The following is a 15,391-nucleotide window of genomic DNA, read 5'->3' on the forward strand; positions in this document are numbered from 1 at the left end:
GGGGTTGGGGGTGGGCTCGGGGGCAAGGGCTGGCTTCGGGAGTTCGCGCGCGGCCCGACAGCCCACCCCTTAACCCTCCCCCTCGGGGAGGGGAGTTTAGAGGAGGGCGACGGCGGGTTCGTTGGCTGTGAGCAATTCTGCCGGCAGTTCGATCAGCTTCGCCACCTCGGTGTAGAGCAGCGCCGCCTCCACCCGCCGGCCGGGGAAAATCCGCTTCAGCGCCGCCACGTATGCCGCCATCTGCTTCAGGTGATAGCCCGACACCTCGCCCGCATCGGCCGGCACCTTCAATCCGGTCTTGAAGTCGATCACCTGCACCCGATCCGGCTGGATGAGCAGCCGGTCGACCTTGCCGGCGATGACCGCGGTGCCGACCACCGCCGCCACCGGCGCCTCCGCCAGCGCATCCGGCCCGAACAGCTCGGCGAAAGCCGGCGCCTCGATCACGCCGAGCGCTTGGCGGGCCAGCGCGGCGCGGGTCGGGTCGTCGAGGTCGCGCGCCTGCTTCGCCAGCCACGCCAGCGCCGCCGGCTCGCGCTTGTCGGGCGCCACGTCAGGCAGCCGTTCGAACAGCTTGTGCAGCAGCGATCCCCGCCGCGCCGCGTCGATCATCACCTTCGACGGCGGCGGCGAGGCGACATCGTCGGCGGCGAGCTGCGAGGGGGAGAGCGGCCGCGGCGGCGCCGGCTCAGGCGCGGGTTTCTCGCGCGCCCAGCCGGGCACCTCGGCGAGCGGCGCCAACTCCTTCGCGCTCGCCTCAGCGGGCGGCGCCTGCGTGCCGACGGCGTGCACCAGCACCTCGCCCCATAAGGCGTCCTCGATCGCTTGCGCGCCCAGCCCTTCCAGCGCTGCCTTCACCTTCGCGTGCCAGCTGTTCGGGTGCGGCACCTCCTCGCGCGCGCCGAGCGCCCCGCCGACGAACAGCATGTCCTCCGCCCGGGTCAGCGCGACATAGAGCAGCCGCCAATGCTCTTCCCCGGCGCGGCGCAGATTGTCGTCGATCTGGGTTGCGATCGTGCCGACGCGGCCCTCCTTGCCGCCGTAGAAGATCGGCACGTCGGGGATGTTGTCGAGCGTCAGCAGCACATGATCCGAAGCCCGCTCGTTGGGCGCTCGCGCGGCGTCCGCAAGGATCACCACCGGCGCCTGCAGGCCCTTGGCGCCGTGCACCGTCATGATCCGCACCGCGTCGGCGGGGGCATCGGGGTCGCGCTTCAGTTCGATGTCGTCGGTTTCGATCCAGGCGAGGAAGCCCTGCAGGGACGGCGAATGCGCGCCCTCGAAGGCCAGCGCCTGTGCCAGCAGCGCCTCGATCTGGTCGCGCGCCTCCTCCCCGAGCCGCGCCAGCAGCCCCGCGCGGCCGTTAAGCGGGCCGGACAGGATCGTCTCAAAAAATTCATGCGGCGGTTTCAGATCGGCGAGGCCGAGCACCTCGTCGAGCCACGCCTTGGCGACGGCGGCATGCGCGTCGCTCTCCGCCCGGTGCCGCAGTCGCCGCCACAGCGGCATCGACTTGCGGTCGTGCGCCAGCGCGAACAGCTCGTCCTGCGTCCAGCCGATGAACGGCGATACCAGCAGGGTGGCGAGCGTCAGATCATCGTCGGGCTGAAGCGCGAACCGCACCAGCGCGAGGCAGTCCTGCACCGCGATCGGGCCGGTCAGCCGCAGCCGGTCGACGCCCGCCACCGGCACGCGCTGGGCATGGAGATTGGCGACCAGCGCCCCGACGAACTCGCCGCGCGCCCGCACCAGCACGAGGATGTCCTCGGGCCGCACCCGCCGCCCGTTGGCGAGGCGCATGTCGGGATCGTCGAGCCAACCCCGCACCTGCCGCGCGATGCGGTCGGCGAGGCGCAGTACCGATCCGGGCAGCCACGCCGCTTCCTCGACGCCCTCCGCCTCGCTGTCCTCGTCGATATCGGCGCTATAGGGTTCGGGCGGCCACAGCGTCACGCGCGCCGCCGGGTCGCCGGCGCGGCCGACCCGGTGTGGCACCGCCTCGTCGCTCAGCCCCAGCGCCTCGGCGCCGAGATCGTCGATCACCCGGTCGACCACATCGAGCACCGCGCGGCCCGAGCGGAAGCTTTCGGCCAGCGGCACGTCGTGGAACTCGGCGCCGGCGTCCGCCGCCTGCGTCGCGAAATGGCGGCGGAATTCCTCGAACACGCGCGGGTCGGAGCCCTGGAAGCTGAAGATCGATTGCTTGTAGTCGCCGACCGCGAACATCGTCCGCGCCACCCGCTGCTCCTCGCGCGCGCCGACGCCGGCGAAGAACTCGTCGGCGATGGCGCGGGCGATCTCCCACTGCGCGGCGTTGGTGTCCTGCCCCTCGTCGACGAGGATATGGTCGATCGACTGGTCGAGCTTGAAGCGCACCCATTCGGCCATGCGGTCCTGCCCGAGCATGGCGGCGACGCGGGCGATCATGTCGTCGAAGTCGAGCAGGCCGCTGCGCGCCTTCTGCAGCCGGAACCCGGCCTCCAGCACATGGCCGACGCGCAGGTGGACGGCGGCGATCTCGACCACCGCGAACTTCGCCTCCAGCTCGGCGACGGCGGCGATGGCGTCGGTCAGGCGCGCGGCGATGTCGGCGACGGCGGCGAGCTTCGGCGACAGCGAGCGCGGGTCGCCGTCCTTTTTGAAGAAGATTTCGCGAACCGCGCCGAATGTTTCGATGCGCCCGGCGGGCGATGCGGCCAGCCAGCCGGCGATCACGTCGGCGTAGTCGAGGCCGGTCTTGGTGTTCCACGCCACGCAGGCAGCGGCGAAGCTGCGCAGCCCGGCATGGTCGAAGTGGGTTTCGGACAGCGCGGCGCCCAGCACCTCGCCCGCCTCGCCATCGGTCGGCAGGCCGAGCCCACGGCGCAACAGCGCGCGGTGGCCGATGGGATTGCCGATCGCCCGCAGCCCCTCCCGCTGGCGCAGCATCGCGCCGACCACAGCGGCGAACTGCCGCTCGCCGAGCTTGACCGCGAGACCGGCCACGTCCGCCGCGAAGCCATCGTCGGCGAGCGCGTCGGTCAGCACCCGCCCGCGCAACTCGGCGCCGGTGCGGTCGTCGAGCACGGTGAAGCCCGGCGTGACCTCGGCCTCCATCGGGAAGCCGGCGAGCAAGGATTGCGCGAAGCTGTGGAAGGTCTGGACGCGCAGGCCGCCGCGCGCGTCGACCACCAGCGCAAACAACCGCCGCGCCCGCTCCCGCCGCTCCGGCGACGGCGCCTCGCCGAGCGCCCGCAGATCCTCGTCGAGCGCGTTGTCATCCGCGCGCACCCAGCGCGTCAGCCGCGCAAAGATACGCTCCTGCATCTCCGCCGCCGCCGCCTTGGTAAACGTCAGGCACAAAATCCGCTCCGGCGCCGCGCCGCCGAGCAGCAGCCGCAACACCCGCGCGGTCAGCACCTGCGTCTTGCCCGTCCCGGCCGACGCCGACACCCACGCATTGTCCCGCGGATCTGCCGCCCGCATCTGCTCGGGGCGCAGGGGAAGAAGGGGCTTGGCGGTCATACGCCCCACCGCCGCGCCGCACCCACACCGTCATACCGGCGAAAGCCGGTATCCAGACCGGCCGTCGAGCTGGATACCGGCTTTCGCCGGTATGACGGGCAGAGGGTGCGAAGTGAGCAGCGTACCATCACTCGCTCCGCCCCAGCCATTCCGCCACCCGCGCCAGATGGTCGTGATCGCGATACCGCGTCGAATATTCCGGATGGAGCTTGGCGGTGAACGGCGCGTCGCCGAACAGGCGCTCGGCGCACAGTTCGTCGAGCCAGCGCATGCAGTCGGTGATGAACGCCTGCGGTTCGGTCCATTCCTGGCGGCGGAAGACCAGCGGGTCGCTGGCCTTGCCGGCGATATTGCCGCCCGACAGCCGCCAGTAGCGCAGCGCCGCCACGTCGCCCGCCGTCACGTCGGGGATATGGCCGTTCTGCGCCAGCCAGCCGAGCAGGCCCAATTGCAGCGCATAGCCGCCCGTCAACTGCGCGTGGCTCGGCGGCAGGCCGGTCTTGTAGTCGATGATCGCGAGGCTGCCCTCGGCCGCCACGTCGATGCGGTCGGCCATGCCGGTCAGGGTGATGCCGTTGGCCAAGGTCGCGCGACCCTTGCCTTCCGCCTTCAGCGCCCGCCAGCCCTCGGCGCTCCAGCGCGCCATTTCCTCGGCCGCCCATTCGACCGCCCGCATCGCGCGCGGCGCCCACAGCGCCTTCATCAGCGGGTGATGGTCCCATTCGCGCAGGCGCTTTTCAGCGATGATGCGGAGGTAGTCGGGGTCGTGCGGCCGCTCCTTGATCCAGTCCTCCAGCACGCTGTGCAGGAAGGTGCCGCGCTCCGCCGCGGTGGGGTCCTCGTCGAGCGCCTGCAGCTTGGTCAGCCCCAGCATCCTCTCGGCATAGAAGCTGTAGGGATCGGCCTTCAGCTTCTCCGCGCCGGTCACCGACAGCGAGCGCGGGCGCAGATCGGCCGGCGGGCGCGGCGCGGGGCGGCTGGCGTAGCGCGGCGGGCCGTCGGCGGCGTCGAGCGCGCGGGCGATGCCGAGCAGCGCCGATTCGCGCGTCACCTTCTCCCCGCCCAGCGCCTCCAGCCGCAGCCAGAAACGCGAGGCTACCGTCGGCGCCGCGGCATCGCGGCGGGAACGGGTGGCGATCACTGCCGGCGCGCCCATCGCCTGCACGAAGTCGTGCGCGGCGAGGCCGATGCGCCGCTCCAGCCCCGGCAGCCCGAGTTGTGCCCGCGCGGCCGGGGCGAGCCACGGATCGGGCTGCGACAGCGCCGGCCACACGCCCTCGTTCAAGCCGCCAAGGATCATCAGGTCGGCGCGCTGCAACCGCGCTTCGAGGAGGCCGTAGACGGAGAGCCGCGGGTGGCGGCCATAGGGCGGGCGCACCGCCGCTTCCTGGAAGAAGGCGGCGAGCAGGCCCGGCGCGTCGGGCGGATCGAACGGGTCGAGGCGGTGGCCGTGCAGTTCGAGCTGCTGCACCAGCTCCGACAGCGCCCGCCCCGCCGGGCCGCGCCACAGTTCGTCGCCGGCCAGGTTGGCCGCAGCCGAACGCATCGCGTCGATCAGGTCGGGCAGCGACACCTGCGGGTTCGCGAACAGCCGCTCCAGCGGATCAAGGATGGCGGAAACTTCCAGCCACCAGCCGCTGAGCGCGCGCAACCGGTGCTTCTTCTCGTCGCTCCGCGCCTCGGTCGCCGCCTCCTCGATGCGGGCGCCGACCGCGTCGAGCCCCGGCGGCGGCCGGACGCCGCGCAGCGCGATATCGAGGGTACGCGCGCGTTCCAGCCAGTCGAGCCGACCGTCCATCCGCACCAGCGGATGCTTCAACAACGCCAGCAGCGGCGCGGGCGCGAACTGCTGCACCGCCGCTTCGGCGAGCGCGAGCATGAAGGTGCCGGGCGGCGTCTGCCGCAGCGGCACACCGGCCGAATCGTCGAGCGCGACGCCCCAGCGCGCCAGATGCGCGGCGACACGGCGGGCAAGGCCGCGGTCAGGCGTCACCAGCGCCGCGGTCTTGCCCGGCTTCTCCAGCGCCTGCCGCAGCGCGAGCGCGATCACCTGCGCCTCCTCGCCCGGCGTCGCCGCCTCGATCAGCCGCACGCCGGCCAGCGCGTCGTCGCCGAGGTCAAGGTCGCGCCACGCATCGGTGAAGCGCGCCGGCGCCATCGCACGGGTAACAATATGCGTGCGTTCGGGCGGCCCGTCATAGGGGGTCGCGTAAGGCCAGATTTCCACCTCGCCGCGCCCGACATCCATGCGGTGGAGCAGACAGCGGAAGGAGAATTGCGGATGGCCTTCGCTGTCGTGCTGGCGCGGGCCGCCCGGCGCCTCGCCGTCGGCGGTGCGGTAGCGGATTTCCTTCCACTCCTCGTCGTCCATCCCGGTGTCGAGACCGGGGAGAACGACCAGCCCGTCGGGCAGCCGCGCCACCGCGCGCAGCAGCCGCGCAACGCTCGGCGAGGTCGCCACCATGCCCGCCGCGACGATCATCCGCGCCGGCGGCTCGGCGATCAGTTGCGCGGTCCAGCTTTCGATCAGCCGGTTGCGCCGCGCCGCGCCGTCGATCTCGCCTTCCTCGGCGAGGATCTTGGGCCATGCCTCGGCGATGATGCCGATGTAGCGGAGCGTCCGCTCCCAATGGCCGGCAAGGTCGCCGACATCGAGGTCGAGCAGCTTCTTCGTCTCGACGCCTTCGAGCTGGAGCTGCGACAGCGTCCGCCGCAGCTCATCGGCGAGGCGCAGCGCCTCGACCGCGGTCACCCGCTCGCGCGCGTCGTGCAGTTCGAGGTAGCGCTTCACCAGCGGCACCAGCATCAGCCGCTGCTTGCAATCGTCGACCGCCGGTTCGAGCTCGGCGCCGCCCGCCAGGGTGTCGGCGAACGCGCCGATCGCCTCATCCTCGTCGACGTCGCCGATCGGCGTCATGCGCGGCAGCAACAGCCCGCCCTCGTCGGACAGGCGGACGAACGCCTCGGTCAGCGCGCGGACGGCGCGGCGGTTGGGGAGCAGCACGGTGGCGCGCGCCAGCCGCATCGGGTCGCCGCGCGTGCGGTCGAGCAGCCCCAATGCCAGCGCATCGACGAAGGCGACGTGCGGCGGGATGGTGAAGACGGCGGGGCGGATCACGGCTGGACTATCCGCCAAAGCTCATTCCAGGTCGAGCAATGCCTCGGTGCGCTTCACCGCCTGCGGCGTGCCGACGTCGAACCACAGCCCCGGATGGACGATGCCGTAGAGGCGGCCGGCTTCGATCGCCCGGTCCCAGAAGATATTGGTCGAAAAGGCGCCTTCGGGCGGGTCGGCGAACAGCCGGCGCGAGACGAGCTGGATGCCGGTGTAGACGAAGGGCGCGACGCGGCCGTGCTTGCGGCGCGACAGGCGGCCGTTGGGGTCCATGTGGAAGTCGCCCTGCCCCGAATGGCAGGCGGCGCGCGCATAGGGGACGAGCAGCAGCAGCGCGTCCATCGCGCTGTCGTCCCAGCGGCTGGCGATCAGCTTCATCGTATCGACCGCGCCGTCGACCCAGAGATTGTCCGAATTGACCACGAAGAAGCTGTCGCGGTCGATCAGCGGCAGCGCCTTCACCACGCCGCCGCCGGTCTCCAGCAGCTTTTCACGCTCGTCGGAGATCAGCACTTCGAGCTTCTGATCGCCGCGCTTCAGATGCGCCTCGATCGAGTCCGCCAGATAATGGACGTTGACCACCGCGCGACCGATGCCCGCCTCGCGCAGCCGGTCGAGCGTGCGGTCTAGAAGCGTGCGCCCCGCCACCTGCACGAGCGGCTTCGGCCGCGTCGCGGTCAGCGGGCGCATGCGCTTGCCGAGGCCCGCCGCCATCACCATCGCGGTGTCGGGCAGGTCGACGACGGGGTTGGGCCGCAGCGACAGCGGCGCGCGGAAGCGGCTCATTGCGCGTCCTTCCACGCGGGTGCGCGCTGGTCGTCGGCAAGATTGGCGTCGAACCACGCTTTCACCGGGGCGAGCGCCGGGTGGCGGAGGTTGCGTTCGAGATAGCCCCAGACGCGCGGCTGGAACTGGCGGTAGCCGGGCTTGCCGTCGCGCTTCCACAGCCGCGAGAACACGCCGAGGATCTTGGCATTGCGCTGCGCGCCGAGCACTTCGTAGCTGGCCCGGAACCCCTCGCGGTCGGCGATGCCGCGCGCGTCCATGTAGCGGTCGAGCATCGCGCTCTCCAGCCGGGGCGACACGTCGCGGCGCGCATCCTGCAGCAGCGAGACGAGGTCATAGGCCGGGTGGCCGGCGAGCCCGTCCTGAAAGTCGAGAAGGCCGAGGCGCTGCAAGCCGTCGCGGTCGTCGAGCACCATCAGATTGTCGGCATGATAGTCGCGCAGCACCAGCACCGGCTGCGCCGCGGTCTCGGAGATCACGTCGCCCCACACCGCGTCCCACGCCGCGTCATAAGCCGCCGCGTCGCCGGCGGCGCCGACGATCGGCAGATACCATTCGGTCAGGATGTTGACCTCACGCAGCAGCTCGCCGCGCGCATAGGGCGCGACCGGCGGCGGCGCGTGGTCGTGCAGCGCGGCGAGGATGTCGATGGCGGCTTCGTAGATCGCCGTCTCGTCGGTGGGATCGCCGGCAAGCAGCGGCGCGACGCGCTTGTCGCCGAAATCCTCGAGCAGGATCAGGCCCTGATCCAGATCGACCGCCAGCGCGCGCGGGGCGGCGAAGCCCAGCGACACCAGATGCGCGGCGATATCGAGGAACGGCCGGCTGTCCTCCTTGTCGGGCGGCGCGTCCATCAGCACGGCTTGGCCGCGGTCGCCAACGACGCGGAAATAGCGGCGGAACGAGGCGTCGCCGGCAAGCGGGACGATCGCGGCGCCGCCCCAGCCGTTCGCGGCCAGGAAATCGGGCGCCGACGCGGGGGGTACCATCACGAGGGCCATCGCGCTTCCCAACCCGGCGGCACCTCAGCTGTCAAGCGCCGTTGCGCTTCGCCGGCGCCATCGAGGTACAAACGGAGCGCGTCGGCAGGCAGATAGCGCCCCAGCCGCTCGGGCCATTCGATGAGGACGAGCGCGTCGCCGAACGCCTCCTCAAGCCCCAGTTCGACAGCTTCTTCAGGGTCGTCGAGGCGGTAGAGATCGCAATGCCAGACCGGCAGCCGCATCTCGGGCGGATCGTAGGTCTGGACCAAGGTGAAGGTCGGACTCGGCGCCTCGCCCTCAAGCCCGAGCCCCCGCAGCAGCCCGCGCGCGAGCGTGGTCTTCCCCGCCCCGAGGTCGCCGTAAAGCGCGATCACATCGCCGGTTCGCGCCACCGCGGCCAGGCGCGCGCCGAAGGCCTCGAGCGCTTCGGGGGAAGCGAACGTCACCATCCCCAACCCCCATCGTCATACCGGCGAAAGCCGGTATCCAGACCGGCGCGGAAACTGGATACCGGCTTTCGCCGGTATGACGGATGGGGATGTGCGGGCATCGCGACCATCATTCCACCATCGCCCAATGCACGACCGACAAGGCGCGCCGAAGACGTCGAGTGCTCCCCACACCCAGTCGTCATCCCGGCGAAGGCCGGGATCCATGCGAGCCGCCCCCCTCCTCCGCTCACCCTGAGCTTGTCGAAGGGTGATGTAGATTGCACTGACGACAGTGCGAGCCCTCGCCCTTCGACAAGCTCAGGGCGAGCGCGGAGGGGACAGCGCACTGCAGCTGGATTCCGGCCTTCGCCAGAACGATGGGTGCGGGTCGACATGCGGCTATTCCACCACCGCCGAATGCGCGACCGACTGCTTCCTTGGCAGCCGCACCGTCATCGTCGTGCCGCCTCCCACCCGTGATTCCAGCTCCACCTGCCCGCCGTGCAGTTCGACGAACTGGCGGACCAGCGCCAACCCGAGCCCCACGCCCTGCGGCCCGGCGTTGGAGCCTTTCCAGAAGCGGTCGAACACCAGCTCCTGCTCTTCCGGGGGGATGCCGACGCCGTTGTCGATCACCCGGATGGTAACGCCGCGCGCGTTGCCGGTGGCGGCCAGCTCGACATGGCCGCCGGGCGGGGTGAAGCGGATGGCGTTGGCGAGGAGGTTGTAGAGTGCCTGCTTCAGCCGCCGCTCGTCGCCCTCCACCGCGCCGGCCGTCTCGTCAACCGCGACGTGGAGCGCGAGGCCGCGGGTCTGCGCGGCATCCGACGCCATCGCCGCCACCGATTTCGCCAGCCCCTCGACGCCGACATTGCCCATGTCGAGCGCCAATTGCCCCGCCTCGGTGATCGCCAGATCGAGAATGTCGTCGATGAGCAATTGCAGCCGATCCGACGAGGTGACGATCGAGCCGACATATTCGGTCTGTCGCGGGTTCAATTCGCCGGCGTAGCCCGCCGCCAGCATCTCGCCGAAGCCGCTGATCGCGGTGAGCGGCGTGCGAAGCTCGTAGCTGATGTTGGCGACGAAGGCGGACTTCAGCCGGTCGGCGGCTTCCAGCGCCTCGTTGCGGTCGCGCAGCACCGTTTCGATGCGCTGGCTGTCGCTGACGTCGAGATAGGTGAACAGCACATTGCCGTCGGGCAGCGGCACCGCGGCGAATTCGAGGATGCGGCCGTCGCGCAGGTCGATGCGGCCCGACCGCGCCTCGCGTCGGTCCGACGCGGTGGTCAGGTGGATGATATCGCGCACCTGCGCGTCGCGCGCCGGGTCGGACACCATGTGGCTGGTCGCGGTCTGCAGCTCGTCGATATGCGGCTTGCCGACGAGCAGCGCGCGGTCGATCGACCAGAGTTCGGCGAAGCGCTTGTTGGCGAGCTGCAGCCGCCCGTCGGCGCCGAACACTGCCACCGCCTCGTGCAGATTGTCGAGCGTCGCCTGCTGCACGCGGACCAGCGTGTCGCGCGAGGAGGCGAGCTTCAGCTGCTCGCTGCGGTCCTCGAACACCATGAGCAGCCCGCCGTCGGGATGCGGCTGCGCGATGACGCGGATCACGCTCGAATCCGGAAGCGCCCAGGTCTCCTCGACCGGCTCGACCGCATCGGTAAACCAGGCGCGGCGGGCGCGGCGCCATGACGGGAAGTCGCGCTGTTCGGGCAGCCGCCGCGCCTCGCGCATGCGCTCCAGCACCCGGTCGAACTCGGGCCGCTCCTCCAGCCACGCATGCTCGATGCGGAAGAGGTCGCCGAAAGCCTTGTTGTGGAAGGTCAGGCTGTGGTCGGCGGAGAAACGCACGATGCCCGCCGACAGCCGGTCGAAGGTCTGGCGCTGCGCCCGGTCGAGCCGCTCGCGCTCCTCGCGCGACGCCGCCAGATCGCTGATGTCGATCGCGTAGCCGCCGACGCCGCCATCGGACAGCGGCACGTCGACGATGTGCAGCATCTTCCGCGCCTCGGCGATGATCGCCGGCTGCTCGCGCCGCTGCGGCTCGCCGCTGTCGCGCGCGCGCCTCGCGACGGGGTCGAGCGCGCTGTTCACCAGCTCGATGCCTTCCGACACCGCCATGTCGGCGCTCTCCGCCTGCACCGCCTCGACGTAGGCCGCGTTGACATGGCGCAGGCGCAAATCGGGCGAGCGGCGCCAGATCGGATAGGGCGCCGCCTCGACGAGCGCGGTCATCGCCGCCAGCTCGGCGGCAAGCTGCTGCGTCTCGCGGCGCAGGGTCTCGACCTCGGCCTGCGTGTCGGTGGCGTCGGAGAACCAGATCACCACCCCTTGGTCGCCCGCCACCTCGAACGGCGCCGGGCGGCCGCGCGCGATCAGCACGCGGGCCGATCCATTGGCGCGCATCAGCCGGGTGAAGCCCGTGCCCGACACGGCGAGCGCCGAAATGTCGGTGCGCAGCGCGTCGAAATCCTCTTCCATCATGCCGCCGTCATGGCTCGGCGCGAGATCCTCGAAGCGGGTGACCTTGTGATCGACGTCGAGCCAGCCGCGCAGTACGTCCGAGCAAAAGGCGGCGCCGTCGCTGCCGACCACCAGATAGGCCCAGGGCGTCGTCGACAGCAGCCCGCGCAACCGCAGCCCCCAGGCATGCGCGATGCGCGCCTGCGCCGAGGCGCGCGCGCCGCGGATGATCGCCCAGACGGCAAAGGCCAGCCAGGCGGCGGCGAGGATGGCGGTGGTCGAAACGCCGACGTCGCGGTCGGACAGATCGAAGGCGAGCGCAGCCGCGGGCGACGCGCTGGCGCCGGCGCCGATGGCGATCAGAAATGCGCGCGCGACGCTCACGGGCGGCACCATAGCCAACAGCAAGGAGGCCGCGCCACCCGCTTTGGGTGACACGGCCTCACTTAGTTCAGCGCAAGGCTGCGCTTAGTAGCGATAATGGTCCGGCTTGAACGGGCCCTGCTGGCTGACGCCGATGTAGCTGGCCTGCTTGTCGGTCAGCGTCGTCAGGTGCACGCCCAGCTTGGCGAGGTGCAGCGCCGCGACCTTCTCGTCGAGGTGCTTCGGCAGGACATACACCTTGTTCTCGTAGCTTGAGGTGTTGGTCCACAGCTCGATCTGCGCGAGCACCTGGTTGGTGAAGCTCGCCGACATCACGAAGCTCGGGTGGCCGGTCGCGCAGGCGAGGTTCACCAGGCGGCCCTTCGCGAGCACGATCAGGCGCTTGCCGTCGGGGAAGATGACCTCGTCGACCTGCGGCTTGACCTCGTCCCACTGATAATTGTTCAGCGCGGCGATCTGAATCTCGCTGTCGAAGTGGCCGATGTTGCAGACGATCGCCCGGTCCTTCATCGCACGCATGTGATCGAGCGTGATGACGTCCATGTTGCCGGTGGCGGTGACGAAGATGTCGGCGATCGGCGCCGCCTCTTCCATCGTCACGACCTGATAGCCTTCCATCGCCGCCTGCAGCGCGCAGATCGGGTCGATCTCGGTGACCAGCACGCGGGCGCCCTGGCTGCGCATCGACGCCGCCGAGCCCTTGCCGACGTCGCCGAAACCGGCGACGACCGCGACCTTGCCCGACATCATGACGTCGGTGGCGCGCTTCAGGCCGTCGACCAGCGACTCCTTGCAGCCGTAGAGGTTGTCGAACTTCGACTTGGTGACGCTGTCGTTGACGTTGATCGCCGGGAACGGCAGCTCGCCGCGCTTGGCGATCTCATACAGGCGGTGAACGCCGGTGGTGGTCTCTTCCGAGACGCCCTTGATGGCCTTCATCGTCTTGGTGAGGAAGCCCGGCGACTGCGCGACGCGCTTCTTCAGCACCTTGAAGAACTCGACCTCTTCCTCGTTCTCCGGCTCCTTGAGCGCGCGGCCGCCCTCGAGCTGTGCGCCGAGCAGGACGTACATCGTCGCGTCGCCGCCGTCGTCGAGGATCATGTTGCAGGTCTCGCCGTTCGGCCACTGGAAGATGGCGTCGGCGTATTCCCAATATTCCGCGAGGCTCTCGCCCTTGTAGGCGAACACCGGGATGCCGGCGGCGGCGATGGCGGCCGCGGCCTGGTCCTGCGTTGAGAAGATGTTGCACGACGCCCAGCGCACCTCGGCGCCGAGCGCGACCAGCGTCTCGATCAGCACGGCGGTCTGGATGGTCATGTGCAGCGACCCGGCGATACGCGCTCCTTTGAGCGGCTGCGACGCGCCGAACTCGGCACGGAGCGCCATCAGGCCCGGCATCTCGGTCTCGGCAATCGAGATCTCCTTACGGCCCCAGGCCGCGAGCGAGATGTCCTTCACATAATAGTCGTTGAACACGGGCTGCGTCGCCACGGTCGGCTCCTGTCAGAAATTCGGATGGCGCGCCCATAGCCGAGGGGCGGCGGCGAGGGCAAGCATAAAGATATCTTTATATGTTAAAGTGAACGACTTTCAGTTGTCTGCATTAACTGCCTCGGCGATGAATTTGAGGGTCTTGTCGGGATAGTTGCTCGCCATTGTCGCTACATATGAGGAGCCCGCGACGGCAGCCAAGGCGTCGGCATCCAACGTGTACATTGATCCGTCAGTCGACAGGATACCCGTAGCCAGCATGTGGTCGAGCACAGCTCGGCCAGTACCCTTGGTCATACGCTCATGCTCGATCTTGCCGGCATACCGCTTGAGCGCTCCCTTTGAGTGAGACCTAAAAGCGATCACAAACTTGCGGAATCGGCGGAGCCCTTCATCGACTTTTGGATCCTGCGCTTTGGTCGGGTTGCTCCGGAAACTCGTCCACGGGTAGGCCTCTGCCCCTGCCCAGTTCACCGCCAGCTTCACATTACCGTTGAGCGTCGGCACGCTAGCGACCAGTGAGACCTCCGCGCTATCAGCTTGCAAAATGATCGCACCCTCTGAGATTCCGGGTGCATTTTCGGCGATGATACGCTCGGCATCGACCTCAAGGTTTCCGCACTGAATTGAGACCGGCGCTACAAGCATGGCCTCCCTCGCCCCGCCGATTTCTACTCGGGCTAATGGGGCTACGACCTCAACGTCTTCGACATGCGTACCAAGGCGCAGCACACCTGTTTGCTCAGTCCGAAATTGTAGGATTCGCATAGCTTCTTCGCCTGCGCGCTGGAGGTTGATCTCAACCTCTGCCTTGAGCTGTTCCGAATCTTCGGCAGCCTCGACGCCATCAATGCTGAGGCTCGCGCTGTCGCCGAGCGACAGCCGTGCACGAAGCGACGCGTAGACGAAGCCGACATGCTCCGGTGGGATGAAGGGCTTCTCCACCGCACCCAGATAAAATTCCGCAAGAAACGGATTAGCAGCCGCGCCCTTGGCCAATTCAGCCTGTGCCGCAGCGCCTCCCGTGTTGGGATTTTGCAAGGCGTGAGCCGTTACCACAGCCTCAAAGACAGCGGACGCCGCATTCCTGCCACCATCTAGGAAGGGATGATCCGGAACCCACGTCTCCAACGCGTTCGAATAGGTTTGAACATCCTTGGCGCTCATTGCGGGGATTACTGGAGGTACGCGCCCATAAACGCGGGCGACCAGCCGTTCCATTTGCTCACCCGGCTGGTACAGGCTCTGGCGCAAATTGGTGTCTTCAAACACCATCGAGTGCAGCTTGGCCTGCTCGCGCTCAAGAATGGCCTCAATGATTGTTTTCAACGTTACTGGCTGCTCGCCACGCGAAACTTGCGACAGGAGAGCATTGGGATTGCCGACGACGGCCACACGGTTTGCAACCGCCTCAAGCACCGGCGCATACCCTGCGAACCGGTCCCCATCATTGGTTGTGTCCTTACGTAGACCGTCGAGCAAAGCTTCGATTGCCCGACGACCTGCGTCCGCGAAAGCATAGTCGGGCTTCGCAGCAGCCAAGCGGGCGAAGGCGAAATCAACGGCCGCTTCGGGAGGGTAATAGCCGATCTCCAACACGGCGACGGGGACGCTGCTCGCAACGTTCAGCCAAGCATCTTGGACAGCGCCTGTGCGGCCGAAGAGCACGGTGGGCGTCGAGCGCCCCGCGCATAATTGCGCGACGTCTTTCAGGAAGGCCTCGAAGCCTTCTTTTGTAACCTTCAGACGCGCCTCGTCCAAACCGTCAATCAGGAGCGCCGCGGCGTCCGCCCGCCATGCGTCGAGTACGCCAGATTTGAGGAGCCCCCCCGATAGCGTGTAGCCCCCTACAGGATCGGCCTTAGCCAGATCAACGTAGACTGCGCCTGTCTGAGACGCGATCTGCCTCGCAAGCGTCGACTTCCCGACAGCCCCGGCGGCCGAAACCAGTATTAGGGGACTATTCCAAGGGTCCACATCTTCGCCGAAGGCTTCACTTTGAGTGAGAGGCGCCTCGACAAATGTGTCCAATGGCGGGACTTCGGTTTCCCAACCGGCTAGCGGTGTGGCGCTGATTGGCTTCTGCGTCGGGAGCCGAGCGCGCCAGAATTCCTCCGTGGTGTAGTTCAGCGCCAAGATCGCCTCGCGGGTAAGAAGGGCCAGCCCGCACGGTTGAACATTAACCCGGTGCGGTCAATTGCCCCGCAGCACGATTCACACCGGGTTAAATG

Annotated in this window: 8 protein-coding genes; all 8 read right to left on the reverse strand. The window is 68.8% G+C overall.

The window, feature by feature from the left end; all coding sequences use genetic code 11:
• Positions 1–96: 96 nt before the first annotated feature.
• The 8 genes from addA to ACFOMD_RS02490 all read right to left on the reverse strand — a co-directional run bounded on the left by addA (position 97) and on the right by ACFOMD_RS02490 (position 15,296).
• Positions 97–3,504, reverse strand: a complete 3,408-nt coding sequence (gene addA, locus ACFOMD_RS02455) for a double-strand break repair helicase AddA (protein ID WP_380856267.1) — start codon at positions 3,502–3,504, stop codon at positions 97–99.
• Between the two features lie 127 nt (positions 3,505–3,631).
• The gene (gene addB, locus ACFOMD_RS02460) at positions 3,632–6,622 is read right to left on the reverse strand and encodes a double-strand break repair protein AddB (RefSeq protein WP_380856270.1); all 2,991 of its coding nucleotides are present in this window, start codon (positions 6,620–6,622) and stop codon (positions 3,632–3,634) included.
• Positions 6,623–6,643: 21 nt separating this feature from the next.
• Positions 6,644–7,405 (reverse strand): nucleotidyltransferase family protein, encoded by a 762-nt coding sequence (locus ACFOMD_RS02465; protein ID WP_380856273.1) that lies wholly within the window; start codon positions 7,403–7,405, stop codon positions 6,644–6,646.
• The gene (locus tag ACFOMD_RS02470; protein WP_380856711.1) at positions 7,402–8,394 is read right to left on the reverse strand and encodes an aminoglycoside phosphotransferase family protein; all 993 of its coding nucleotides are present in this window, start codon (positions 8,392–8,394) and stop codon (positions 7,402–7,404) included. The genes ACFOMD_RS02465 and ACFOMD_RS02470 overlap by 4 nt, the downstream gene beginning before the upstream one ends.
• Positions 8,394–8,837, reverse strand: coding sequence for a tRNA (adenosine(37)-N6)-threonylcarbamoyltransferase complex ATPase subunit type 1 TsaE (gene tsaE, locus ACFOMD_RS02475; protein ID WP_380856276.1), 444 nt, complete (start codon positions 8,835–8,837; stop codon positions 8,394–8,396). Before tsaE ends, ACFOMD_RS02470 begins: the two co-directional genes overlap by 1 nt.
• Positions 8,838–9,218: 381 nt before the next feature.
• Entirely contained in the window at positions 9,219–11,669 is a 2,451-nt protein-coding gene (locus ACFOMD_RS02480) for a PAS domain-containing sensor histidine kinase (RefSeq protein WP_380856279.1), read from the reverse strand.
• An 84-nt stretch (positions 11,670–11,753) separates the two neighbouring features.
• Positions 11,754–13,160 (reverse strand): adenosylhomocysteinase, encoded by a 1,407-nt coding sequence (gene ahcY, locus ACFOMD_RS02485; protein ID WP_380856282.1) that lies wholly within the window; start codon positions 13,158–13,160, stop codon positions 11,754–11,756.
• 99 nt (positions 13,161–13,259) lie between these two features.
• Positions 13,260–15,296, reverse strand: coding sequence for a hypothetical protein (locus ACFOMD_RS02490; protein ID WP_380856285.1), 2,037 nt, complete (start codon positions 15,294–15,296; stop codon positions 13,260–13,262).
• Positions 15,297–15,391 lie beyond the last annotated feature (95 nt).

This window comes from Sphingoaurantiacus capsulatus, assembly GCF_042648405.1.
Classification (GTDB): Bacteria; Pseudomonadota; Alphaproteobacteria; order Sphingomonadales; family Sphingomonadaceae; genus Sphingoaurantiacus; species Sphingoaurantiacus capsulatus.

What these genes read in the sequence shown, in the direction of transcription:
- addA (WP_380856267.1), bottom strand. Translation starts at nt 3,504, where the DNA reads ATGACCGCCAAGCCCCTTCTTCCCCTGCGCCCCGAGCAGATGCGGGCG.
- tsaE (WP_380856276.1), bottom strand. Translation starts at nt 8,837, where the DNA reads ATGGTGACGTTCGCTTCCCCCGAAGCGCTCGAGGCCTTCGGCGCGCGC.
- ACFOMD_RS02465 (WP_380856273.1), bottom strand. Translation starts at nt 7,405, where the DNA reads ATGAGCCGCTTCCGCGCGCCGCTGTCGCTGCGGCCCAACCCCGTCGTC.
- ACFOMD_RS02470 (WP_380856711.1), bottom strand. Translation starts at nt 8,394, where the DNA reads ATGGTACCCCCCGCGTCGGCGCCCGATTTCCTGGCCGCGAACGGCTGG.